The sequence below is a fragment of the Aminipila terrae genome (assembly GCF_010120715.1).
GTDB lineage: Bacteria > Bacillota > Clostridia > Peptostreptococcales > Anaerovoracaceae > Aminipila > Aminipila terrae.
Genome location: NZ_CP047591.1, coordinates 1,091,284 through 1,114,917, shown reverse-complemented (window position 1 = coordinate 1,114,917; position 23,634 = coordinate 1,091,284). Strand labels below are relative to the sequence as shown.

18 protein-coding genes and 1 pseudogene are annotated in these 23,634 nt (G+C 38.6%); 15 read left to right on the top strand and 4 right to left on the bottom strand.

Going from position 1 to position 23,634, the window contains the following annotated elements:
- Positions 1 to 52 precede the first annotated feature (52 nt).
- From Ami3637_RS05245 to Ami3637_RS05195, 11 genes and pseudogenes are all read left to right on the top strand, one after another.
- Positions 53 to 823, top strand: coding sequence for an IclR family transcriptional regulator (locus Ami3637_RS05245; protein ID WP_162361643.1), 771 nt, complete (start codon positions 53 to 55; stop codon positions 821 to 823).
- Between the two features lie 253 nt (positions 824 to 1,076).
- Complete coding sequence (locus tag Ami3637_RS05240) at positions 1,077 to 2,435, top strand: amidohydrolase family protein (protein ID WP_162361642.1); 1,359 nt, start codon at positions 1,077 to 1,079, stop codon at positions 2,433 to 2,435.
- A gap of 180 nt (positions 2,436 to 2,615) precedes the next feature.
- On the top strand, positions 2,616 to 4,031 hold the full coding sequence (locus Ami3637_RS05235) for a YfcC family protein (RefSeq protein ID WP_162361641.1): 1,416 nt from the start codon (positions 2,616 to 2,618) through the stop codon (positions 4,029 to 4,031).
- Positions 4,032 to 4,091: 60 nt separating this feature from the next.
- On the top strand, positions 4,092 to 5,276 hold the full coding sequence (locus Ami3637_RS05230) for a M20 family metallopeptidase (RefSeq protein ID WP_162361640.1): 1,185 nt from the start codon (positions 4,092 to 4,094) through the stop codon (positions 5,274 to 5,276).
- Positions 5,277 to 5,369: 93 nt separating this feature from the next.
- The gene (locus Ami3637_RS05225; RefSeq protein WP_162361639.1) at positions 5,370 to 7,478 is read left to right on the top strand and encodes an EAL domain-containing protein; all 2,109 of its coding nucleotides are present in this window, start codon (positions 5,370 to 5,372) and stop codon (positions 7,476 to 7,478) included.
- 344 nt (positions 7,479 to 7,822) lie between these two features.
- On the top strand, positions 7,823 to 7,972 hold the full coding sequence (locus Ami3637_RS05220; RefSeq protein ID WP_162361638.1) for a hypothetical protein: 150 nt from the start codon (positions 7,823 to 7,825) through the stop codon (positions 7,970 to 7,972).
- 74 nt (positions 7,973 to 8,046) lie between these two features.
- Positions 8,047 to 9,126 carry a 4Fe-4S binding protein gene (locus tag Ami3637_RS05215; protein ID WP_162361637.1) on the top strand — a complete coding sequence of 360 codons (1,080 nt, stop codon included), beginning with the start codon at positions 8,047 to 8,049 and terminating at the stop codon, positions 9,124 to 9,126.
- Positions 9,127 to 9,144: 18 nt separating this feature from the next.
- A pseudogene (nifJ, locus tag Ami3637_RS18915) lies at positions 9,145 to 12,686 on the top strand (pyruvate:ferredoxin (flavodoxin) oxidoreductase).
- Between the two features lies 1 nt (position 12,687).
- The gene (locus Ami3637_RS05205) at positions 12,688 to 13,536 is read left to right on the top strand and encodes a sulfide/dihydroorotate dehydrogenase-like FAD/NAD-binding protein (protein ID WP_162361636.1); all 849 of its coding nucleotides are present in this window, start codon (positions 12,688 to 12,690) and stop codon (positions 13,534 to 13,536) included.
- Positions 13,529 to 14,920, top strand: a complete 1,392-nt coding sequence (gene gltA, locus Ami3637_RS05200) for an NADPH-dependent glutamate synthase (protein ID WP_162361635.1) — start codon at positions 13,529 to 13,531, stop codon at positions 14,918 to 14,920. Before Ami3637_RS05205 ends, gltA begins: the two co-directional genes overlap by 8 nt.
- 204 nt (positions 14,921 to 15,124) lie before the next feature.
- Positions 15,125 to 16,801: an MBL fold metallo-hydrolase RNA specificity domain-containing protein gene (locus Ami3637_RS05195; RefSeq protein WP_162361634.1), complete on the top strand. Its 1,677-nt coding sequence runs from the start codon at positions 15,125 to 15,127 to the stop codon at positions 16,799 to 16,801.
- Between the two features lie 81 nt (positions 16,802 to 16,882).
- Here the strand turns inward: Ami3637_RS05195 and Ami3637_RS05190 are convergent, their stop codons facing one another.
- Positions 16,883 to 17,407, bottom strand: a complete 525-nt coding sequence (locus Ami3637_RS05190) for a transcription repressor NadR (RefSeq protein WP_162361633.1) — start codon at positions 17,405 to 17,407, stop codon at positions 16,883 to 16,885.
- Between the two features lie 193 nt (positions 17,408 to 17,600).
- A complete protein-coding gene (locus Ami3637_RS05185; RefSeq protein WP_162361632.1) occupies positions 17,601 to 18,734 on the bottom strand; it encodes a M20 metallopeptidase family protein in 1,134 nt (377 codons plus the stop codon).
- 204 nt (positions 18,735 to 18,938) lie between these two features.
- On the opposite strand from Ami3637_RS05185, the gene Ami3637_RS05180 reads away from it, so the two are divergent.
- The 4 genes from Ami3637_RS05180 (at position 18,939) to dapB (ending at position 21,859) form a co-directional block, all read left to right on the top strand.
- Entirely contained in the window at positions 18,939 to 19,844 is a 906-nt protein-coding gene (locus Ami3637_RS05180; protein ID WP_162361631.1) for a DUF5685 family protein, read from the top strand.
- Between the two features lie 3 nt (positions 19,845 to 19,847).
- Positions 19,848 to 20,441 carry a J domain-containing protein gene (locus Ami3637_RS17835; RefSeq protein WP_162361630.1) on the top strand — a complete coding sequence of 198 codons (594 nt, stop codon included), beginning with the start codon at positions 19,848 to 19,850 and terminating at the stop codon, positions 20,439 to 20,441.
- 8 nt (positions 20,442 to 20,449) lie between these two features.
- Positions 20,450 to 20,980: a hypothetical protein gene (locus Ami3637_RS05170; protein ID WP_162361629.1), complete on the top strand. Its 531-nt coding sequence runs from the start codon at positions 20,450 to 20,452 to the stop codon at positions 20,978 to 20,980.
- Between the two features lie 135 nt (positions 20,981 to 21,115).
- Positions 21,116 to 21,859 (top strand): 4-hydroxy-tetrahydrodipicolinate reductase, encoded by a 744-nt coding sequence (gene dapB / locus Ami3637_RS05165; RefSeq protein ID WP_162361628.1) that lies wholly within the window; start codon positions 21,116 to 21,118, stop codon positions 21,857 to 21,859.
- Between the two features lie 61 nt (positions 21,860 to 21,920).
- On the opposite strand, the gene Ami3637_RS17315 is transcribed toward dapB, so the two are convergent.
- Complete coding sequence (locus tag Ami3637_RS17315; RefSeq protein WP_243158111.1) at positions 21,921 to 22,094, bottom strand: hypothetical protein; 174 nt, start codon at positions 22,092 to 22,094, stop codon at positions 21,921 to 21,923.
- On the bottom strand, positions 22,094 to 23,611 hold the full coding sequence (locus tag Ami3637_RS05160; protein WP_243158110.1) for a S8 family peptidase: 1,518 nt from the start codon (positions 23,609 to 23,611) through the stop codon (positions 22,094 to 22,096). The genes Ami3637_RS17315 and Ami3637_RS05160 overlap by 1 nt, the downstream gene beginning before the upstream one ends.
- Between the last annotated feature and the right edge of the window lie 23 nt (positions 23,612 to 23,634).

Below are 23,634 nucleotides of genomic sequence, written 5' to 3'. Positions count from 1 at the left end.
GGTATTTGTTATACTATACGTGTATAAAATTGATAGAGAAGGAATTTACTTTATGAATGATAATGGGGATGAAACATTAAAAAAGTTCGGGGCTATAGAAAAAACTTTAAATGTTCTGAATGCATTTACTGAAAAACCATATATGTATTCTGCAAAGGAGCTGAGTGACAAGTTAAAGTTTACCAAACCTACTGTACATAGGATACTGAATACCCTTGAAGAACAGAATTATATAAGGCGAAGCTATGACGGAAAATATGCCATAGGATTTAAAGCCTATCAGATTGGTATGGTATATGCCAACAATATGGACATATATATGGAAATACGGAAGGTCATCGAGAAAATAGCAAGTGTTACTGGAGAACAGGTAGGATATGCAATTTTAGAAGGTACCAATGTTGTGAGTATATATGAATCCCAAATGCAGGACTCCCGGATACGATATATAGCGGGAGCTGTTTATCCTATAAACAGTGGCTGTTATGGAAAGGTACTCATGACTTTTTCCCACACCGATCAAGAGTTATGTGAAATCCTTCCTGAAATAGAACTGAAGCAGGTATCACCCGGGGCTATCATGGACCATAAAAAATTGCTGGAAGAATATCGAACTATAAGAGAAAAGGGATATGGAGAAAGCGAAGATGAGTATCTGGATGGAACAGTGGGATTAGGCGTTCCGGTGTTTAAGCAGGATGGAAGTCTTGCCGGCTGCATCGCTTTGGGCGCTATTAAATCTGAAAGGTTTCACAATCAGAAACTAAGGTATCTGGATGAAATTTTTAAAGGTGCAAATGAACTAAAAAAAATTATCTTATAAAGAATCTATTAAAATACTGTAGGCCGTTAAAGGCAAAACTACAGTATTTTTTTTGTATATAAAACATTTTTAAAAGCTATAGTGAATAAATATTTATATCTAAATTTTCTAAAATTTGTTGACCGTGACAAAAACCAATGCTATACTTATAGAAAATTCTACAATAGTCCATATTACAAAATTGATTCCACAATATGGACCGATACGGTCAAAGTTTTTTACAAAAAATATTTAAAATAAAGGAAGGTTAGGAATGTTAGATATAATAATTGAGGGAGGAAGTTATCCTGACTATGAAAAAGGAAGATTAGTCCAGACTGATATAGGAATAAAAGATGGCAAAGTCGTTGAAATTGGACATATTACCATGCAGGCGCAAAAGAACATAAATGCTGAAGGAAAAATCGTATCTCCAGGATTTATAGATATTCATATGCACGAAGAAGACTTTATTCATGAAGGAGAGAAATTTGTTATAGCAGATATGATGCTGAAAATGGGTGTAACGACCTGTCTTGGGGGAAACTGCGGAGTTCAGCATCAGGATTTAGATGTGTTTAAAAATACTATTAAGAAGCTTGGTGGATCCCCGGTAAATTATCTTATGTTAGCAGGCTACAATGCATATCGGAAAAAAACCGGAGTAGATACATATTTAAAAGCAGATGGCAGACAGCAGAAAAATCTTCTGGATATTATGCAGAAGCAGCTTGAGGAAGGTGCCTTTGGTTTCTCTTTTGGAATTGAGTATGATCCTGGAATGGATGTGGAAGAAATAATGAACATTCTGGGGAATTTTGAAGATAAAAATTTATTTGTTTCTGTTCATTACAGATCCGATTCCGTTCGAGCCATGGATGCTATAAAGGAAATGGTGAGTATAGCAGATCAATCAAAGATGAAATTTCAAATTTCACATCTGAGCAGTTGTTCAGCCATGGGTCAGATGAGTGAAGCCCTGGATTTAATAAACAGAGAGATTGAAAGGAATCCTAAACTAAGTTATGATACATACCCTTATTGTGCTTTCTCCACTGAAATCGGTTCTACCGTATTTGATGAGGGTTGTTTCGAGACCTGGGGAAAATCATATGACAGCATCCTTATAACGGATGGTGAATTTAGAAATAGGTATTGCGATAAAGAGTTATTTGAGAAAATCCGAAAAGAAAATCCTGAAATGTTGGTAGTGGCCTTTGTAATGAGTGAAGGGGAAATCGCCGAGGCTATTTCCAATCCTTATGGTATGGTAGCCAGTGACGGGATTATTAATAATGGAAATGGCCACCCAAGAGCTGCAGGAACATTTCCAAGAGTACTTGGAAAATATGTACGTGAAGATAAAATCATATCTTTAATGGATGCCTTAAAAAAGATGACGTTAGAGCCGGCTAAGAGGCTGGATCTTCATAACAAGGGACAAATTTTTGAAGGCTGTGACGCCGATATTACTATATTCAATCCGGATACCATAAGGGATAAAGCAGATTTTCTGCAATCAGATCTGCCCCCAGAAGGTATCGATTATGTAATAGTAAACGGAAAAATCGCAGTAGATCATAACATGGTTCAAGATAACAGAGCTGGCAGATTTATTTCATATAACTCATAAATGATGGTACATTAAACCTTTTCCTGTGTGCTATCAATTTAATGTAGGAGGTAATAGTATAATGAATTCTGATAGTGAAAGGAAAGGGACAGAACTGGTTGCATCTGGCGGGTTAATGCTGACAGGATGCTTGCTGGTTTGATATAAATATATCAACGAAACAAGAAAGGAAACAACAATATGGGAAATGAACAATCAAATGAACTTCTTCAGGAAGATTCAAAAGGAAAGAAAAAAGGAATAAATACGTTTGTTTTACTTTTTGCAGTACTGGTAGTTATGGCAATATTATCATATATCCTTCCTGCCGGACAATATGACAGAAAAGATGTAGATGGAAGAAGTGTTGTGGTACAAGGAACCTATCATCTTGTAGACAAAACCCCTGTAGACCTGTTTCATTTATTTACATCCATCCACCAGGGTCTTGTAGAAGCGGCACCTATCGTTTTCTATATCATCATCATTGGAGGAATGATCAATGTAATGAATGCTACCGGCGCATTGAACGGACTCCTTTCAACTACAGCAGAAAAGCTTTCAAAACGAAGGCTGGCATTTATCGCTATACTGATGCTCTTGTTTGCACTTGGAGGAAGCTTTATCGGTATGGCAGAAGAAAGTCTGATGTATCTGCCTATTATCATTCCTTTTGCTCTGGCCTTAGGTTTTGATGCTTTTACCGGATGTGCCATTGTTCTTATGGGTATGTCCATTGGTTTCACCACCGCTATTATGAATCCGTTTACTATCGGACTTGCCCAGGGCATTGCAGAATTACCACTGTTCTCCGGTCTTCCAGTAAGACTTGGCCTGTTTATCGTTGTGTACATAGCTGCAGTGGCCTTCGTATATCATCATGCAAATAAAGTAGCCAAAGACCCGTCTCTTGGAATCTGGGGTGACAGAAGATATGAAGGAGTAGCCGTTATTGAAAACATCAAGTTTACCGGCCGTCACAAACTGATACTGTTAGCTTTTGTAGGAGCTATTGTCTGTCTTGTAGTTGGTGTTATCAAATTTGGATTTTATATGGCTGAATACTCCGGTGTATTTATCATCGTATCCATTCTTTTCGCTGTGATTGGTAAAATGTCTTCCAATGAATACATTGACAAATTTATGGAAGGTGCACAGGGAATCTTATCAGGAGCCTTGATTTGTGGTTTTGCAAGAGGTATAGTAGTTGTATTAACCAACGGAAATATTATTGATACCATTCTGAACGGTGCCGCTACCATTCTGGAACATACCTCTGCATCTGTATGTGCTGCAGGAATGTTTGTGGTTCAGGCAACCCTTCACCTGCTGGTTCCTTCCGGAAGCGGCCAGGCCATGCTTACCATGCCAATCATGGTGCCTTTAGCAGATCTGCTTCATGTAACCCGTCAGACAGCATGTCTGATTTTCACTCTGGCTGATGGAATTGGTAACACCATTCTTCCTACATCCGGTTACTTCATGGCGGCCCTGGCCGTAGCAGGACTTACATGGGGTCAGTGGGCAAAGAAAATATGGCCTTTTGTTGTGGGTGAATATCTAATTGCAATTGTTGTTGTAGTAATTGCAAACATCATGGGATACGGACCATTCTAAAAACCAAAGCAAGGTTTAGAAGAATGCAGTCTGTAAAACAAATTTTGTGCAGAGTGGTTTATGAAAGGAAATGACATGAATAATTATGAACAACTAAAAGAAAAAGCATATTTAAATATTGAAACATATAAAAATCTGTGTAAAGATTTAAATGATTTTCTTGCAGATAATCCTGAAGTTTCAGGGAAAGAATTTCAATCATCTCACAAAATTGCAGATGTACTTAAAAGTTATGGCTATGAAGTTGAATTGCCCTTTGCAGGATATGAGACAGCATTTAAAGCAACATATGGCACTAAACAACATACCCGCAAAATTGCTATTATGACAGAATATGATGCTTTGCCTGGAATAGGTCATGCCTGTGGGCACTGCACCAGTGCGGCAATTAGTATATTAACAGGATTAAGTATAAAAGATATGCAGGATGAGCTGGATGCAGATATAGACATCATAGGCACACCTATTGAGGAAACAGATGGGGCTAAATGCACGATGGTCAAAAAGGGCGTATTTGATAATTATGATATGGCTTTAATGGTCCACCTATATGGAGAAAATCTTATCTCACCAAAGCTTCAGGCATTGGACTCTTACACTTATGTATTTCACGGGAAATCTGCCCATGCTTCAGCCGCTCCATGGGATGGAAATAACGCCCTAAATGGCATACAGTTAATGTTTCATGCAATAGATATGCTAAGACAGCATGTGAAACCAGACGTAAGAATCCATGGGGTAGTAAGAGATGGAGGACTGGCACCCAATATTGTTCCTGAAAAGGCATCCGCAGAGTTTTATATCCGATCCATGAGCAGGGAATATTTAAATGAACTGACCCGGAAAATTGATGATTGCGCCAGAGGGGCAGCCATAGCTACTCAGACTACTTATGAGAAAACTCCTACTGCAGAATCTTATGATAATTTAAAGCCAAATGCTACTGGAGAAATAGTGCTTGCAGAAAGTTATAGGGAACTGGGACTTGAAATCGGTGATACAGAAAAAGTGTTCGGGTCGTCAGATGCGGGAAATGTAAGTATGGTTTGTCCAACTTTTCATCCAATTGTTCAGATCGCAGATCCCACGGTAGCCATCCATACCAGAGAATTTGCCGATGCTGTGAAATCTGACAGAGCCTATGAAGGCATGGTTAATGGTGCAAAGATTTTAATTATGCAGGTATTAAAAATATTTACAGATAAAGAAAAGTTTGAATCCATGAAAAGGGATTTTGAAAAGTAGACCAAAGAAAAAGGAACCAGATTTGATAAAATCTGGTTCCTTTTTCTTTGGATATTATATATAATATATAATTATCAAAAGAGGTAGTGAAGTATGAGGTTTATCTGTAAAAACATTTTTAATAAAATTGAAGAGACAGATACATTCCAATCTATCAGAAATGGTTTGGTTATGGCTATTCCCGTATTAATGATGGGATCTTTTTCATTGCTTTTTAAAACCCTTCCAATCCTACAATATCAGCAATTTATTCAAAAGTTCCAATCTGGTGTATTAATTGATTTATTTTCCATAATACATCAGGCAACTTTTGGATTACTGTCACTTTATATGGTTGTAACCATAAGCATCTGCTTAAATAGAATAAAGGATATTAAAGATGCCACAATTGGATCCTGTTTAACGTCTTTGATTTGTTTTGCAATCATGAGTGGAATTTTTATCATGGAACCCAAGTCTGTTCTTGACAATTTTGGCGTAAACGGTATGTTTATTGCTATTTTTATATCTATCAGCGCTTCTGATTTATATTTCTTTGTAAAAGAAAAACTTGATAATAAATTCAGGCTGTTTACGGAAGGAACCGATATGGTTTTTAATGATACAGTATCAGCCATTGCACCATCCTTATTTGTAGTTCTATGCTTTACAACGTGTAACCTTATTTTTGTTGATTTTTTTCATGTAACAAGTTTCAGCTCATTTATATCCGAATTAATTAATAAAATATTTTTCCATATGGGATGTTCTTTTCAGAGTGCAATTCTGTTTGTGCTCACCTCGAGCATTCTATGGTTCTTTGGAATTCATGGGAGTGATGCTCTGGACGGGGTAAATAAGAGTTTATTTGAACCTGCCATACAGGAAAACATTAAACACCTGATGATGGGACAACCTGCTACAGAAATCTTTTCCAAAACGTTTTTTGATATTTTTGTACTTATGGGAGGGTGTGGTTCCTGTCTATGTCTTCTTGTAGCTATATTCCTTTTCAGCAAAAGAAAGAGGAATAAAGACCTAGCCAGAATAGCAGCATTTCCAATGATATTTAATATAAATGAATTGATGATATTCGGCTTGCCTGTAGCCTTTAATTCTTTATTATTTATACCTTTTATATTAACACCAATCGTATCATTAATTATAGGGTATGTGTCCATGAAAACCGGTCTTGTTCCTGTGCCCACGGTACAGGTGGAATGGACTACCCCTATTCTGCTGGGAGGGTACATGGCAACAGGTTCTATCAGAGGAAGTATCCTTCAATTAATTAATATTGCAGTGGGAACATTGATATATCGGCCTTTTATATGTGCATATGACCGTGAGATACTGGAAGATGGTTATAAAAGCTTTGACTCACTGGTAGCTATGTTTAAGAAAAGTGAAGGAAGCAACAGAGTAGTTACATTAACGGAAACACGGGATTCTGCTGGAACTGTAGCCAGAATTCTGGCTGCTTATTTAAAATCTTCCATTGACAATAAAAAAGTATATATGTATTACCAGCCTCAGCATAATAATGAGGGCGAATGCATCGGGGCAGAAGCTTTATTAAGGTGGAAGCATCCGGTCTTTGGAATAATCTATCCTCCTCTTGTGATAAAACTTGCAGAGGAAATGCAGATATTAGAAGAACTGGAAGAATGCATATTTGAAACGGTAGCATGTGATATAGAACGGATTAACAAAGAGACGGGGATACAATATACGATTAGCATCAATGTCTCCGCGCAGACCATACAGAAACCGTCCTTTCTGATTTTTTTAAGAGAGTTTACAAAAACGTGCAGTATAAAAAAGGACCAGATATGCATTGAAATAACGGAACAAGATACGATTATGCTAAATGACAATCTGCACCAGACTCTTGCTGAGATTCATCAAATGGGATATTTACTGGCTATAGATGACTTTTCCATGGGAGCTACATCAATAAAATATCTTCAGAACAACCGGTTTGACCTGGTGAAGCTGGATGGTAGTCTGGTAAAAGAGATTGACACCAACAGCAGAAGTAGGAACATAGTGGCCTCCATTGTATATTTAGCAGATTCCCTGGGGTTTTCTGTTCTGGCAGAATACGTAGAAAATAAAGAAAATCAGGTTCAATTGGAACACTTAGGCTGTCTGCAGTACCAGGGTTATCTGTATAGTCCAGCTGTGCCTGTTGAAAACTTTATCGATTATTTAAAAAAGTAAAACATCAAAGTAGGACATTTATAATAAATAGTAGTTATAAATGTCCTTTTTGTTTAATAGCATATAGCATAATTGTATTTAAAAATATTTGTCCAACAACAAAAGAAACCTATAGCCATTCGAAGACCTATAATTTTTTAATTTTATAAAGGCTTTAATTTTAAATGATTTCAGTAAAAAATATGAAAAAGAGCAATGGAGAATTAAAAAAGTCTGGTTGATTTTTGATGGACCTATGATATTCTAAAGGTATAAATATTAAATGGGGAAGTATGCTTTATTATGTATACAGTATCCATAATATATTATGCAATACACTAATTCTATTGTAGGAGGAAAGGTAAATGGATAACATTCGGGAAAATAATTCTACTTCTGCGCCAATCAACAAAAATGTTGACGAAAAAACGAAAGAAATTCTAAAATTCCTGCCGGGGGAGATTGCGGCGGATATGGAGGATGTAAATGTGAAAGCTGTCTTGCCTGTGCCATAGAAATTGCTCAGGGAGCATCTATAGCCTTATGTCCCGCCTGTTCACAGGAAAAAGTTACCGCCATTGCCGGGATTATGGGCGTAGAGCCTGTTACGGTTATTGACAAGGTTGCTTTTATACGTTGTGCTGGGGATGCAGCTGGAAAAGAAAGATTTGCAGGATACAGCAGTTGTGACGAAGCCAGGAACAAAGGCTTTATAAGCGGCGAATGTAAATATGGATGTATAGGACTTGGTTCCTGCATAGAGAGGTGTAAGTTTGATGCAATGTCATTGGAAGATGGTATTGTTAAGATAGATAAAGAAAAGTGTAATGGCTGTGGTGCGTGTATAGGAATGTGCCCACAGGAAATAATTGTGATGATTCCGAAAGAGGCTACCAACTTTATTCCATGCGCATCTAAAAATGATGAGGAAACCACTAGAAAAATATGCGGAAGCGGCTGCATCGGATGTGGGGACTGTGAGGAGGTCTGTCCTCAAAATGCTATTACTATAGTTGATAATTGTGCAGTTATTGATTATGAAAAGTGTGTAGGCTGTGTGGCCTGTACCGTTAAATGTCGAAAAAAGATTATCGTGGATGAACTGCATGATTTAACAAAAGTAAAAGAGAATGTTGCTTTTGTGAGATGCAGAGGTGGTAAAAAAGCCAATGCCAAGTTTAAGGCACTGGGAGTAGAAACCTGCGCTGATGCTTCTAAAATCAGAAATGAGGCAATGGATTTATGTCAGGTTGGCTGCGTAGGACTTGGGGCCTGCACAAAGGTGTGCCGTTTCGATGCAATTTCAATTGTTGACGGAACAGCAAATGTAGATCCGGAAAAATGTGTGGGATGCCTGGATTGTGTTGCTGCCTGTCCGAATGAACTAATTGTTGAGGTACCTTATGTAGGTAGTAAATTAGTTGCCTGCATATCTACATATGACTGTGATGAAAAACTGAGAGTCTGCGGGGAAGGCTGTATAGGCTGTGGAGACTGTGCTTCCAACTGCCCAAATGGCGCTATTACAATAAAAGATTTACATGCTGTTATTGATACTACTCTTTGTGAAAATTGTTCTGTGTGCTCATATATGTGTTCGAGAACTGCTTTGGTGGAAATGGTGGTTCCAGAAGCTAATTATTTACAGAGAAAAGCGTTGGGTATATAGAAGAAAGGAAGTGATTATATGAGAATGTTAAAAACTATGGATGGTAATACGGCAGCTGCACATGTGGCATATGCATTTTCAGAAGTTGCAGCTATTTACCCGATTACCCCTTCTTCGGTAATGGCTGAGAATATAGATGAATGGGCTTCAGAAGGAAGAAAAAATATCTTTGGAGAACAGGTAAAAGTTCTTGAGATGCAATCGGAGGGTGGAGCAGCTGGTGCAGTACATGGCTCACTGGCGGCCGGCGCTTATACCAGTACATTTACAGCTTCACAGGGGTTGCTTTTAATGATCCCAAATATGTATAAGCTTGCAGGAGAAGAAACTCCAGCAGTTTTGCACGTAGCAGCCAGGGCATTAGCTTCCCATGCATTATCCATTTTTGGCGATCATTCAGATGTAATGGGATGCCGTTCAACTGGATTCGCCATGCTGGCATCAAATAATCCGCAGGAAGTTATGGACTTGGCTTCTGTTGCACATCTTTCAGCAATCGCTGGTAAAGTTCCTATGTTACATTTTTTTGATGGTTTCAGAACAAGTCATGAACAACAGAAGATAGAAGTGTGGGACTATGATGAATTAAAATCCATGGTGAACTGGGATGCGGTGGCAGAGTTCAGACGCAGAGCCAACCATCCAATGCATCCACACAGCCAGGGATCCGCAGAACAGCCGGAAACCTTCTTCCAGCACAGAGAAGCCAGCAACAAGAGATATGAAGAAACCATAGAGGTTGTTTCTGAATATATGGATAAAATAAATGAAAAGCTTGGCACGGACTATAAACCATTCAATTATTATGGTGCAAAGGATGCCACAGAAGTTATCGTGGCCATGGGCTCCGTCTGTGATGCCACAGAAGAAGTGGTTGACTATTTAAATGCAAGGGGAAAAAAGGTGGGAATCGTAAAGGTTCATTTATATCGACCTTTCTCCACTAAGCATCTTGTGAATGCTTTACCTGAAACGGTAAAGAGCATAGCCGTATTAGACAGAACAAAAGAGCCAGGCTCAATTGGTGAGCCATTATACCTTGATGTAGTGGCTGCCTTAAGAGGAACGGAATTTGAAAAAGCTAAAATTGTCGGAGGCCGTTACGGACTGGGGTCAAAAGATATACAGCCGGGAGATATTTTGTCTGTATATGAAAACCTTTGGATACCAGAACCAAAGAAGCAATTTACTATCTCCATCAATGATGATGTTACTTACCTCTCCTTACCTGTCTCAGGCAATCCGGATACTACAGCAGAGGGAACTGTATCCTGTAAATTCTGGGGACTGGGCGCAGACGGTACCGTTGGAGCTAACAAGAACAGCATTAAGATTATCGGTGACCATACGGACAAGAAAGTTCAGGCTTACTTCCAATATGATTCAAAGAAATCAGGTGGTATTACAATAAGCCATCTTCGATTCGGAGATCATCAGATTAAGTCTACATATTATGTTAAACAGGCAGATTTTGTTGCATGTCATAATCCTTCTTATATGAAAAAGTATGATATCGTCCAGGATGTTAAACCAAGCGGATTCTTCCTGCTCAACTGCCCTTGGAGTGATGAAGAGTTAAATGAACATATTCCTGCAGAAGCAAAGAGATATATTGCTAAAAATAAAGTGCAGTTCTATACCTGTGATGCAGTAAGCATTGCCATGAACATAGGTCTTGGAGCAAGAAGAACCAATACTGTACTTCAGGCGGCTTTCTTCAAACTTGCCAATATTATACCGATTGATGAAGCGGTAGAATACATGAAAGATGCTATCAGAAAAACCTATGGTGCCAAAGGTGATAAAATTGTTAATATGAACCTTCAGGCCGTTGATGCGGGAGTTAAAAATATCCACAAGGTTGAAATTCCGGCTGACTGGATGCATGCAGAAGATAACGCTGGTGAACCAGTTATTGATGGCCGTGATAAGGTTCTGACAGATTATATAAAAGAAATACTGATTCCAAGCAATGCAATGCGTGGTGATTCTATTCCTGTCTCAAAGTTTATGGATTCAGTCTCCGGGTTTATTCCAGCTGGAACTGCCGCCTATGAAAAACGAGGTATTGCAGTAGAAATTCCTAAGTGGATTCCAGAAAACTGTATGCAGTGCAACTGGTGCTCTTATTCATGTCCTCATGGGTTATCAGACCGTTTGTGATGAATGAGGAAGAAGTGGAAGCATCTGGTGCAAAAGCCGTTAAGATGAAGGGCAGTGATGATAAGCTGTTCGCGATTGCCGTTTCAGCAATGGACTGCACAGGCTGTGGATCCTGCGCAAGCGTCTGTCCTGCAAGAAATAAGGCTTTAGAGATGATTCCTGCAGAAGAAGGCTCCGAAGAGGCTCAGAAAGTATTTGATTATGCAGTTAAACATGTTACAAGTAAAGTAATTCCGTTTAAAGAAGACACCGTAAAAGGTTCTCAATTTATAAAACCGTTACTTGAATTCTCAGGTGCATGTCCAGGATGTGGGGAGTCTCCTTATGCTAAACTGATTACCCAGTTATATGGGGACAGAATGTTCATTGCAAATGCAACAGGATGTTCCTCCATATGGGGATGTAGTGCTCCAAGTACTCCTTACACTGTAAACACTCAGGGCAGGGGTCCTGCATGGGCCAATTCATTGTTTGAAGATAATGCTGAGTTTGGTCTTGGTATGGCTATATCCATGAAAGCCCGCCGCAATGCAATGAAGTCAGCTGTGATGAGATTGGCAGAGAACCCTGGATTTAAAGAGACAGCATGGGCCTGGATCAAAGGTATGGATGATGTTGACGTTGCAGAAGAGGCAGGAAGAGCCCTTGTTGAACTGTGTCAGGCAAACCTCACTAACGAAGATGCAAAATATATAGCAGATAATTGTGATATGCTTCCAAAACCATCTATCTGGATGTTTGGTGGTGATGGATGGGCTTATGATATTGGATATGGCGGTCTTGACCATGTTATTGCATCAGGAGAAAACGTAAACATCATGGTGTTTGATACAGAAGTATACTCCAATACCGGTGGTCAGGCATCAAAAGCAACTCCTGTAGGTGCTGTTGCACAGTTTGCTGCCAATGGAAAAGCTGTGAGAAAAAAGAACCTTGCACAAATAGCTATGTCCTATGGATATGTTTATGTAGCTCAGATTGCTATGGGCGCAAATCCAGACCAGACTTTGAAAGCTATAAGAGAGGCAGAGAGTTACAATGGGCCTTCCGTAATCATTGCCTATGCTCCTTGCATTAATCATGGTGTTAAAGCGGGTATGAACAAATCTATGCTGGAAATGAAAAAGGCTGTTCGTGCCGGATACTGGAACCTGCTACGATATAATCCTGAACTGGAAGCAGAAGGCAAAAATCCTCTTTCTGTTGATAGTCCTGTTCCTACGGAAAGCTACAATGAATTTATCATGGGAGAAGTTCGATATAATTCCCTGACATTAAAATTCCCAGAAAGAGCAAAGAAATTATTTGCTGAAGCAGAGGATATCGCTTTAGAAAGATATAATTCTCTGGTTAAGCAGAAAAAGAGCTTAGAACCAAAAGAAGGAGGGGAATATTAATATGTATAAGATTGTAGGAAAACGACGATTAAATTCAACCATTACCTGGCTTGAAATAGAAGCACCATTAGTAGCAAGAAAAGCAAAACCCGGACAATTTATAATATTGCGGACAGATGAGTATGGGGAGAGAATTCCTCTCACTATGGCGGGACATAATTCAGAAAAAGGAACAATTGACATTATATATCAGGCGGTAGGAAAAACCACCCTGTTGCTGGATCAATTTGAGGTAGGAGATGCTTTGGCAGATGTTGTAGGGCCTCTTGGAAAACCAACTGAGATGGAAGGGTTAAAAAGAGTTGCTGTTGTAGGTGGCGGCACAGGCAATGCCTTAGCTTATCCTATAGCAAAGGGCATGCATGATGCGGGTATTCAGGTTGACATGATTGCAGGTTTTCAGACAAAGGATGTAGTAATCCTGGAAGATGAATTCCGTGCAGGAACTACAAACCTTTATATTACAACTGATGACGGCACCTATGGTGAAAAAGGTTTTACTACAGATAAGTTAAAAGACCTTATTGAATCAGGAAATGCTTATGATGAAGTTGTAGCAGTAGGTCCTCCGATTATGATGAAATTTGTATGTCAGCTTACTAAGAAGTATGATATTAAGACGGTGGTTTCTCTGACAGCTTATATGGTAGATGGAACAGGTATGTGCGGTGGATGCCGAGTAGTAATAGGAGATGAGAACAAATTTGCCTGTGTAGATGGTCCTGAGTTTGATGGCCAGCTTGTTGACTGGGATGAGCTGATTCAGCGTAATTCTTTTTATCAGGAACAGGAAAAGGAAGATATGTCACATATATGCCGTTTGACAGGAGGTGTTCGTTACCATGATTAATCTGGTTAAAGAAAAGAATCCGATGCCTGAACAGGATCCTATGGTTCGTAATAAAAATTTCAAAGAAGTATCTACTGGCTATACCGAAGATATGGCTATAAATGAAGCGATGAGATGTTTAAAGTGCCGAAAGAAACCTTGCACAACAGGTTGTCCAGTGAGAGTACGCATTCCTGAATTTATTGAAAAGATTGCAGAAGGTGAATTTGAAGAGGCGTATCAGATTATCAGCGATACCAGTTCACTACCTGCTATCTGCGGACGTGTATGTCCACAGGAAAACCAGTGTGAAGGCGTATGCGTACAGGGAGTAAAAGGTGAACCTGTAGCAATTGGACGGCTGGAACGTTTTGCTGCAGACTGGCACAGGGAGCATTTCAAAGATGAGGTTATTGAAAAAGCAGAAGGCAATGGACATAAAGTTGCAGTGGTCGGCTCGGGACCTGCCGGTTTGGCATGTGCAGGGGATTTAATTGCAAAAGGTTATGAGGTAACCGTGTTTGAAAGCTTACATAAAGAAGGAGGGGTACTGGCCTATGGCATTCCGGAATTCCGTCTGCCAAAGAGCATTGTAGCAGCGGAAGTATCCAAATTAGCGGATAAGGGTGTTAAATTTGTTAATAACGCGGTTGTAGGTATGTCTATGACAGTGGATGAACTCTTTGAAGATGGATATGAAGCAGTATTTGTAGGCACAGGTGCTGGCCTTCCTCAATTTATGAATATTCCAGGAGAGAACCTGCTTGGGGTTTACTCTGCCAATGAATATTTAACACGTATCAATCTAATGAAAGCATATATACCAGAATACGATACTCCTATTCATATATCTAAACGGGTAGCAGTAATTGGCGGAGGAAATGTAGCAATGGATGCAGCCCGATGTGCAAAACGTATGGGTGCTGAAGAGGTATATATTGTATATCGCCGTTCTATGGATGAAATACCTGCCCGTAAAGAGGAAATTCATCATGCTATAGAAGAGGGGATTAAGTTCCAGCTGCTTACTAATCCGGTAGCCATTAAAGGCACAGACAAAGCCTATGTTTGCGGGCTGGAATGTGTAGAAATGGAGCTGGGAGAGCCTGACAGCTCAGGAAGACGCAGACCTGTAGAGAAAAAGGGATCCAATTTTGTTCTGGATGTGGATGCAGTTATAATGGCAATTGGCACCAGATTAAATAAACTTATTCTGGAGACTACGGAAAATCTTGAACCAAATAAAAAAGGCGGAATAGGTGCCGACGAAAAGACTGGGGAAACCAGCCATGAGGGAATATTTGCCGGTGGTGATGCCGTAACAGGTGCGGCAACGGTTATTCTTGCCATGGGTGCTGGGAAAAATGCTGCAGACAGTATCGATAAATATTTAGAAAGTAACTAGACAATTTATTATTTCACTTCTATAAATTATAACATTTGGAGGCATATAGGTAGACCATAAGAGCAAGAGAAGAAAGACTAAGATACCTATATGTCTCTTGTTTTTTTATGAATAATTTAATAAAAGATGGTTTTTTTTTCATAAAATGGTATAATTAAATTGTCAATACATTCTGAAAATATATAGTACTAGGAGGTTCAGGGAATGAAGATTCAATTTTGCGGAGCAGCATCTGGAGTTACAGGAACATGTCATTTAATTAAAACAGAAAAACATAAGATATTGTTGGACTGTGGACAGTTTCAAGGTGGAAAGGCTATGGAGGCCATGAACTATGAACCCTTTCCTTTTGATCCCACAGAGATTGATTATGTCATATTAAGTCATGCACATATTGACCATTGCGGAAGAATACCGCTTCTGGTGAAAAGAGGATTTAAAGGCGAAATTTATTGTACAGATGCAACGGCTGATTTAGTAGAAGTAATGCTAAAAGACAGCGGCTACATTCATGAAAAAGAAGCAGAGTGGAAAAACCGTAAAGCAGAAAGAGCGGGCAAGGCTTTTGTTGAACCGCTATATACTTATAACGAAGCGGTTGACTCTTTGAAATATATAAAACCAGTGCTCTATGATCAGCTGGTGGAATTAAATGATGAAATGAAGGTTGTCTTTAATGATGCAGGCCACATCTTGGGTTCTGCCATAGTGGAACTCTGGGTTGAGGACAATGACAATGTATCAAAAATAGTTTTTTCTGGTGACCTGGGAGTAGCTGACAGACCAATCTTAAGAAATCCTACCATAATCAAGAAGGCTGATTATGTAATCATGGAGAGTACATATGGAAATCGACTCCATCCGGAGAATTCAATTAGTATTGATGAAATGATAAAGATTGTTTTAAAAACAATTCAAAGAGGGGGAACTGTTGTTATACCTTCCTTTGCAGTAGGCAGAACACAGGAACTGATATACCAGTTTAATCGTTTTTATCAGGACAATTCAGAGTATAAGAAACAACTGGAAAATCTGATGATTTATGTGGACAGCCCTATGGCCACAACAGCAACAGAAGTATTCAGAAGAAATGCTCAGGTGTTTGACGAAGAAACCAAGGAATACATTCTGAAAGGGGATAATCCTCTGGACTTTAAGAATTTAAAGTTTACCAGAAGTACAGCGGATTCCATATTCTTAAATATGGACAAGCACCCAAAGGTTATTATTTCTGCCAGCGGTATGTGTGAAGCGGGAAGAATCAGGCATCATTTAAAACATAACCTTTGGAATCCTAAATCAAGCATAATCTTTGTTGGTTATCAGGCAGAAGGTACCCTGGGAAGAATGATTGTAGATGGTGTGAAAGATGTTACTTTATTTGGTGAAGACATTCACATAAATGCAGAAATATATAACTTGCAGGGCTTTTCCGGCCATGCAGACAGAGATGGTCTGCTATCATGGCTGGGAGGTTTCAGTGAAAAACCTAGTGAGATTTTCCTGGTTCATGGAGAATCTGAATCAAAACATGCACTGGCACAGTCAATAAAAGACCAATTTGGCTATGAAGCTGTAGTAGTTGAAGGTATTTCAGAATTTGTTCTGGAAAATCATAAGATTGTAAACAGAGAACAAGCACTACGAGAAGCTGTAAATCATGAAAGTCTTGTTAATGTTAAGAAACGTATTTCAGATATTCATTACAATCTGGAACAAATTTTATATAATACTCAGCTGGCTATGGCTGAAGATGTTCCGCCTCAGAGAATTTCAGAAATAAGTAATATTGTACTGGAATTGGAGAAGATGTCATTGAATCTGGGATCTGCAGTAGGCAAACAGGAAAATCCAGAGCCATGCTGTATGGAAAGGGATTAAGACCAGATAATTAAATAGGATATTAAAAAGCATATGCCACTAGATAAAAGGCATATGCTTTTAATTTATTATTCTGTTCAATTATTTTATTAGCATATTCTTTGATTCCAAAGCCTGTTTAATCAGATTAAAAGTATTTTCATCTCGACAGCCAACCTTATGAAGATGAACTCCTTCCGTCAGACAACTTAAAGGTAAATCAGAATTATTTGAGATCTTTTCCAGAAACAAATCGATATCGTATCGGGAATTCAGATTAAGCCTGCCAGAAAGTTGCCCGTACAGCGAATGTTCAATGGTTACATCAATTACTTCCGCACCAAAGTCAACTATGGTATAAAGTTCTTCCCGCAGCTGGGCAGCAGTGTGTTTACAGGCAAGAATACCTTCAAAGTTGTGTATGCTTTTAGCTGTATCATTTTCTGACAGTATATAGCCCCTGGGAGTTGCAGAGATATCCAGACCTCCTGCACGAAGCAATGCTACGTCACTGACTATAATCTGCCTGCTGACTTTAAGCAGGGAAGCCAGGCTGGAAGCGCTTGTAGGCACAGAACTAGATTTCAAATGGGATATTATTAGTTCTCTTCTTTTTGATGCATTCATATAGCTCACTCCTTGTACTAGTAAATCTCATATAAAAACATCATAACATTGATTTATATTTCGGTCAATATACAACTGTAAAGACACGAAAAAGGCCACTAAAGTCAAAAAAGAAAAAACTGCCCAAATCAGTATTTCTGATAAAGGACAGTTTTTTCCTTAAGTTGAGTTATATTATATTATATGATTAAGGCTAATTAATGTGGGCAAGCAATTTAAAATAGTTGTAGCCTGCCAGCAGAATATCCTCGTCAAAATCAAAATTGTTGCTGTGGAGAGGAATTTTAGTTCCTGTTCCCAGTAGTGTAAAAATAGCGGGAGCTTTTGTGCCATAGTAAGAAAAATCTTCGGAAATCATTACTGCTTCCGGAAGTTCGTGATAAGACTCAAGATTTTCCAAATGAGGCTTAATGGTCTGATATAACTTCATATCATTAACAACCGGAAGGTAGCCGTCAGAACAATGAACCTTTATCTGACATCCATATTTATTTTCATAACTTCTGGCGATTTCCTGCAACCGGGATTCCATGAAATCGAAAGTTTCCAGTTTAAAAGCCCTCATAGTGCCTAACAGAGATGCCCGTCCGGCTATTACATTCCGGGCAGTTCCGCTGTTTAACCGGCAGATTTTTAAGAGGGTACGTTCATCCGCAGGAGTTTCTGTTTCCTGCATCTGATATATATCTGATATATACTGTGTTGCAATATAGAGGGCATCGATACCCTTGTGGGAAGTTGCAGCATGAGTGCTTTTTCCCTTAATTTCTATACTTACTTCAGAAGATTTTGGCATGAGAGGGCCGCCCTTGGTTGAAAGCTGTCCCTTTGGAATACTTGGCCATAAATGTAAGCCAAAAGTTCTTATCACTTTATATTTCTCAAAAATACCTGATTCCGTAATAGGTCTTGCACCCCCAGTGGTTTCCTCTGCAGGTTGAAATATAAGTAATACATTGTAGGGTAAGTCGTTCGTATGATTTATATATTCAGCCAGACCCAGAAGGATTGACATGTGTGCATCATGGCCACAACCATGCATTTTACCAGGATGTTCTGATACAAATCGATGGGTGTTGGTTTCCGGAATAGTCAGTCCGTCCATGTCACTTCTGTAGGCAATGGTAAATTCTTTTCCTTTATCAAAAAATGCGCAAATCCCTGTGTTTACCACACTAGTAAATTCACAGTTCATATCACCTATCACACTCATGATATATTCCCTGGTCTCAAATAGCTGATCACCAATCTCCGGTATTTTATGAAGTGAACGATGGTGTTTGATTAAAGTATTAAGCATGTCCTGGTCGCTAAATTCAACAGCCATTCTTTTGTGTCTCCTATCATGACCTAATATTGCCATAAACAAATTATCAACTATAATACAACTTTTATTATATTATGTCAAATAAATTTATAAAAAATTTTTAATTGTAATATTATTGCAACATAAAATCTTCACAAAAATATGTTATAATAAACGCTATATGAGTATATAACGAAGAAAAAGTGTGAATGGGGAGATTTTTACATGCTGGGATATGTAGTTCCTGATAAAGGAGAGCTGAAAATGCGCGAATATGAAGTGTATAGCGCATATTATTGCGGCATATGCAAGAGTATCGGAAGACGATACGGCCAACTGCCCAGAATTACCTTAAGTTATGATTTTGTATTTCTGGCTGTCCTGTTAGCAGCCCTTGAAAGAGAAAAAGATGATATCGCAAAAGAACATTGTATTATTCATCATATAAAAAGGAAACCTATTGTTAAGGAAAACCGTGCAATTGAATATGCAGGGGATGTTATGCTGATTCTGGCATATTATAAATTAATGGATGATTATTATGATGATCATAGTTATAAGGCTAAACTGGCAGCCACGGGATTGGTACCTACCATTAGAAAAATACAATCTCATAAAGGGAAACTATGCCGTCTGACCGAAGAAAACCTGAAACTACTTTCACAGCTTGAACAGGATAAATGTCCGGAACTTGACAGGGTGGAAGAACCTTTTGCACAGATTATGCTGGAAATATTCAAAAATGGTGGGCAAAATTCAGAATCAGATGAAAGCCGGATAAAATTACTTAGTCATATAGGGTATCATCTGGGAAAATGGATATATCTGATGGATGCCTATGAGGATGTGGAAGAAAATATTAAAAAGGATACTTTCAATCCGCTTTTATACAGATTCGAATACGAGAAAACAAAAGAATCTGTACAGGAGTTTAAAAAAAGAATAAAGACTGTAGTAGAGTTTAATTTGATACATTATTTATCGGAAATAGGCAATGCAGCAGATCTTTTAGATATAAAGAAAAATAAGGGGATAATTGAAAACATCGTGTATTTGGGACTGCGCAGACGTACGGAACAGGCACTGGCAGATATAGAAGATACAGAAACAAATGAGGAAGAGGAGAAATAATATATGAATAATCCATATGAAGTATTGGGAGTAAGGCAAAATGCAAGTGATGAAGAAATAAAAGCAGCTTACAGAGAACTGGTAAAAAAATATCATCCAGATAAATATCAAAATAATCCATTGGCAGACCTTGCACAGGAAAAACTGCAGGAAGTGAATGAAGCTTACGATGCTCTTATGAAGAATGGAGGAGGAACTGGAAGTTACAGCAGCTCCTACAGCGGTACAGCACAGAGCACCTATCAGGGACAGACAAGCCCTGAGTACAATGATATACGTAGTATTATCGATTCTGGGAATCTGGGGTATGCAGAACAGAAACTGGGTCAAATGCGAAATCGAGATGCAGAATGGTTTTTTCTGGCAGGAATGATTTCTTACAAGAAAGGCTGGTATGATGATGCACTGGCCAAGGTTCGCACGGCTGTAAGCATGAATCCAAATAATTTCGAATATCAGAATGCGCTTAACAGTATAATGAATTCAGGCAGAATGTATCAGAATAACTCTTTTGGCAGAGGATATTCCAATGATGATATGATGTGTAAATTATGTCAGGCATATATATGTGCAGATTGTTTATGTGATTGTATTTAGGTGAGAATATGGGAAAAGATACTCCTATGAAAAGTAAAAATAACAAAATTGTAGCACTTGGAGGTGTGCTTCTGGCATTATCTTTAGTAGCCTTATATGCTGCATCTTTTGTTCCGGGATTTGAAATAACGCTTTATACAGTAAGTTCGGTATTTGTACCAATCATGATGATTGAAAGCAGAGGAAAAGGTGGCTGGATTTTATATATCGCCTGTTCTATCATGTCTCTGCTTCTGCTGCCCAATAAGCTGGCAGCTTTTCCCTATATATTTTTCTTTGGAATATATGGTATCATCAAATATTATATAGAAAAAATCAAAAATTCCGCTGCACAGCTGTCCCTTAAATTTCTAGTTTTTACAACAATAATGGTTGTAGCATATCGTTTCTTTTATAGTATATTTTTTTCTGTTATAACGTTGAAAGATATGTCGCCGGTAATTCTACTTATTATGGGTGAATTGTTCTTTCTGGTGTACGATATTATTCTTACTGGAATCATAAACTATTATTATAGAAGATTTTACGGACGAATTTAAAAACCTCTTTAAGAGGTTTTTTTTATGCAGAATGCCCTCATAAAAAATTATAGTTATATTCTCCATACATAAAAAATAATCTATTTATAAACAGTTTATTTACCAGGACAGATTTTATGAATAGGGAGGTTTTTTATGAATATAGCCATTGTTGGCACAGGTGCTATGGGGAAAACTTTAAAAGAGCTTGTAGACAAAAAGGACGGGCTGGTGTGTGTAGGAATGATAGAACCGCTGAATGGAGAGAAGTTAAGTAATATTGACAAAAAAATTGATATTATTATAGATTTCAGCAATCCTGCAAATCTGAATATGATAGAGGAATTTGCGAGACAGAATAATTGTGGGGTAATTATAGCCACCACGGGATATAATGAAAAACAAAAACAACAGATAATGGAACTGTCACAAAGAGTACCAATTGTTCAGGCTGCTAACTTTTCACTGGGGATTACCGTTATGAGAAGAATCCTTGCACAAATCACTCCGATTTTAAAAACAAACTTTGATATGGAGATCATAGAAAAGCATCACAATAAAAAACTGGATTCTCCCAGTGGAACTGCTAAAATGATGGCAGAAGCCATGAATCCTGAAGGGGAATTTAACCAAATGTATGGACGAAAAGGAGACGGCAGACGGGGAAAAGAAATAGGGATACATGCTGTCAGAGGAGGTACTATAGCGGGAGAGCATACCGTTATTTTTGCAGGAGAAGACGAAATCCTGGAGATTAAGCATACAGCTGCCTCCAAAAAGATATTTGCATTAGGAGCCTTAAAAGCTGCTGAATTTGTTGGTAAAAAGATTATTGAGGGGAGGATAAAAGGAGAGAATATATGGGGATTGTATGACATAGAGGAAGTGCTTTTTTCCTGAATGAACGCTATACAAATGGAATATGAATCATTGTTAATGATTCATATTCCATTTTTTACCTTTATAATTCACGCATATAAAAAAAGGTCTGCATTAAGTTTAATGTTCCATATCCCCACTGGGGATTTGGGTAATTCATCACATCCATCCGGGTACACCCTTGAATGAGATACGTCCTGATTAGCGGAGAACAGATTCCTGAATAATTGCCTTCAACAATACCCCATTGAAGCATCAGAGCGCATGCACCCGAGGTAATGGCAGTAGCAATACTAGTGCCATCCATCGTTCCATAACCTGTGGGATAAAAACCCCCACATGGTAACCTGGAGCTACGAAATCTGGTAAATCCAGGGAAAGTCTGGTAGAACTCCAGGAAGAATCAGAGTACAGACTGTCACGAATGCTGTTATAGGCACCAATACTGACACATCCTGGTGCATTGGCAGGAGATGTAATGGTGTTATAAGGATTAGAGGATAAAAACTCTACATTGGGTGACACAAATCCTGTTAAAGGAAGCCATGCATTAATGTTACCATTGATAATAATATCTCCATAAGCTGTAATCGTCCATATACCCGGAGTCGCATCAAATATTTTTACCACAGTTACTTGATCCCCACTGCCTTCCAATGGAAAATAATAAGAAACACTGACAACAGAAGGCTCCAGAACAAGGCTGGTGGTGGACTTGTATCCTGCCTGAGCAGGGACACGGCTTACCAGCTCACCTGAGGGTGAACGGACAGATACTGAAATCCGGTCGCTTATAATATTGGAGATAATCATAAATATATTTCCGGCATTTTCCCCTACCTTTATGTCTATGTTTTCTGTGTCCCCTTCATTGTCAAGCTGTCGTGAGTAATGATGTCTGGCCTGACTTTCATTGCCTACAGAGATGCATACACAAACACCAGGAACGTTAGAGACACTGTATAAATATTCTTCTATAATTCCTGAACCATCATGGCTGTCAGAATTTGAACCAAGGCCTATACATATGACTACAGGACGGTTCAGTATTTTTGCTTTTTCCAGAATATATTCAATGCCAAGCATAACAGAAGAGGACTCAAAAGCATTTTCCTGATTTGGAGGGACACAAAAATTTTCAAGGTAATAGGGATATGCTTTTTTCAGCTTAACCATAATAATTTCTGAATCTGGGGCGGCACCTGTAAATTCATTGCCAATTGGCAGTCCCGCAGCTACAGAGGCCAAAAAAGTACCATGGCCCGATGTGTCCTGATGGGGAACAATCTGGTGAGGGTTATCAGAGTTTAAAGCTGCATTGATTTGTTCCGCAGTATATTCGGTACCCATGGGAAATCCAGCAGGAGGGGTCCCGGGAATGGTCTGGTCATATATATATCTGATTTTACTGGTTCCATCTTTATACTGAAAAACCTTTTGAGTATAATCAATACCCGTATCCACAAAACCAATCAGTACGTTGGTTCCTTTAAGATTCAGATAAGGTTGCTGCTGAACCTGGATAATGCCAGCAGCTTCCAGGCTTTGCCGGTCAGAAAGTCCCAGCATTTTAGGAATACTGTTTATATAGTCGGAGCCCATGTATTGGCGCATAGACATAAAGTCTTTTACAGTTGTATAACAGATGGTAAACATGCTAATATCGTGACTGGCAATTAATCCAGGATGATTTAGTATAAAAGATTCATAATAGCAGCCTTTTCTTATCATAAAGTCAACTACATCTTTATCGTATAAGGTGTCATCATTCAAGTAAATCACCTCCTGTCTGCAAA

Bases quoted from the DNA above. Each gene is read 5' to 3' on its own strand.
- Ami3637_RS05180 (WP_162361631.1), top strand. From the start codon at position 18,939: ATGCTGGGATATGTAGTTCCTGATAAAGGAGAGCTGAAAATGCGCGAA.
- Ami3637_RS05230 (WP_162361640.1), top strand. From the start codon at position 4,092: ATGAAAGGAAATGACATGAATAATTATGAACAACTAAAAGAAAAAGCA.
- Ami3637_RS05240 (WP_162361642.1), top strand. From the start codon at position 1,077: ATGTTAGATATAATAATTGAGGGAGGAAGTTATCCTGACTATGAAAAA.
- Ami3637_RS05235 (WP_162361641.1), top strand. From the start codon at position 2,616: ATGGGAAATGAACAATCAAATGAACTTCTTCAGGAAGATTCAAAAGGA.
- Ami3637_RS05185 (WP_162361632.1), bottom strand. From the start codon at position 18,734: ATGGCTGTTGAATTTAGCGACCAGGACATGCTTAATACTTTAATCAAA.
- Ami3637_RS05225 (WP_162361639.1), top strand. From the start codon at position 5,370: ATGAGGTTTATCTGTAAAAACATTTTTAATAAAATTGAAGAGACAGAT.
- Ami3637_RS05245 (WP_162361643.1), top strand. From the start codon at position 53: ATGAATGATAATGGGGATGAAACATTAAAAAAGTTCGGGGCTATAGAA.
- Ami3637_RS05215 (WP_162361637.1), top strand. From the start codon at position 8,047: ATGGGCGTAGAGCCTGTTACGGTTATTGACAAGGTTGCTTTTATACGT.
- Ami3637_RS17835 (WP_162361630.1), top strand. From the start codon at position 19,848: ATGAATAATCCATATGAAGTATTGGGAGTAAGGCAAAATGCAAGTGAT.
- Ami3637_RS05170 (WP_162361629.1), top strand. From the start codon at position 20,450: ATGGGAAAAGATACTCCTATGAAAAGTAAAAATAACAAAATTGTAGCA.
- Ami3637_RS05190 (WP_162361633.1), bottom strand. From the start codon at position 17,407: ATGAATGCATCAAAAAGAAGAGAACTAATAATATCCCATTTGAAATCT.
- dapB (WP_162361628.1), top strand. From the start codon at position 21,116: ATGAATATAGCCATTGTTGGCACAGGTGCTATGGGGAAAACTTTAAAA.
- Ami3637_RS17315 (WP_243158111.1), bottom strand. From the start codon at position 22,094: ATGCTTCAATGGGGTATTGTTGAAGGCAATTATTCAGGAATCTGTTCT.
- Ami3637_RS05195 (WP_162361634.1), top strand. From the start codon at position 15,125: ATGAAGATTCAATTTTGCGGAGCAGCATCTGGAGTTACAGGAACATGT.
- Ami3637_RS05205 (WP_162361636.1), top strand. From the start codon at position 12,688: ATGTATAAGATTGTAGGAAAACGACGATTAAATTCAACCATTACCTGG.
- Ami3637_RS05220 (WP_162361638.1), top strand. From the start codon at position 7,823: ATGGATAACATTCGGGAAAATAATTCTACTTCTGCGCCAATCAACAAA.
- gltA (WP_162361635.1), top strand. From the start codon at position 13,529: ATGATTAATCTGGTTAAAGAAAAGAATCCGATGCCTGAACAGGATCCT.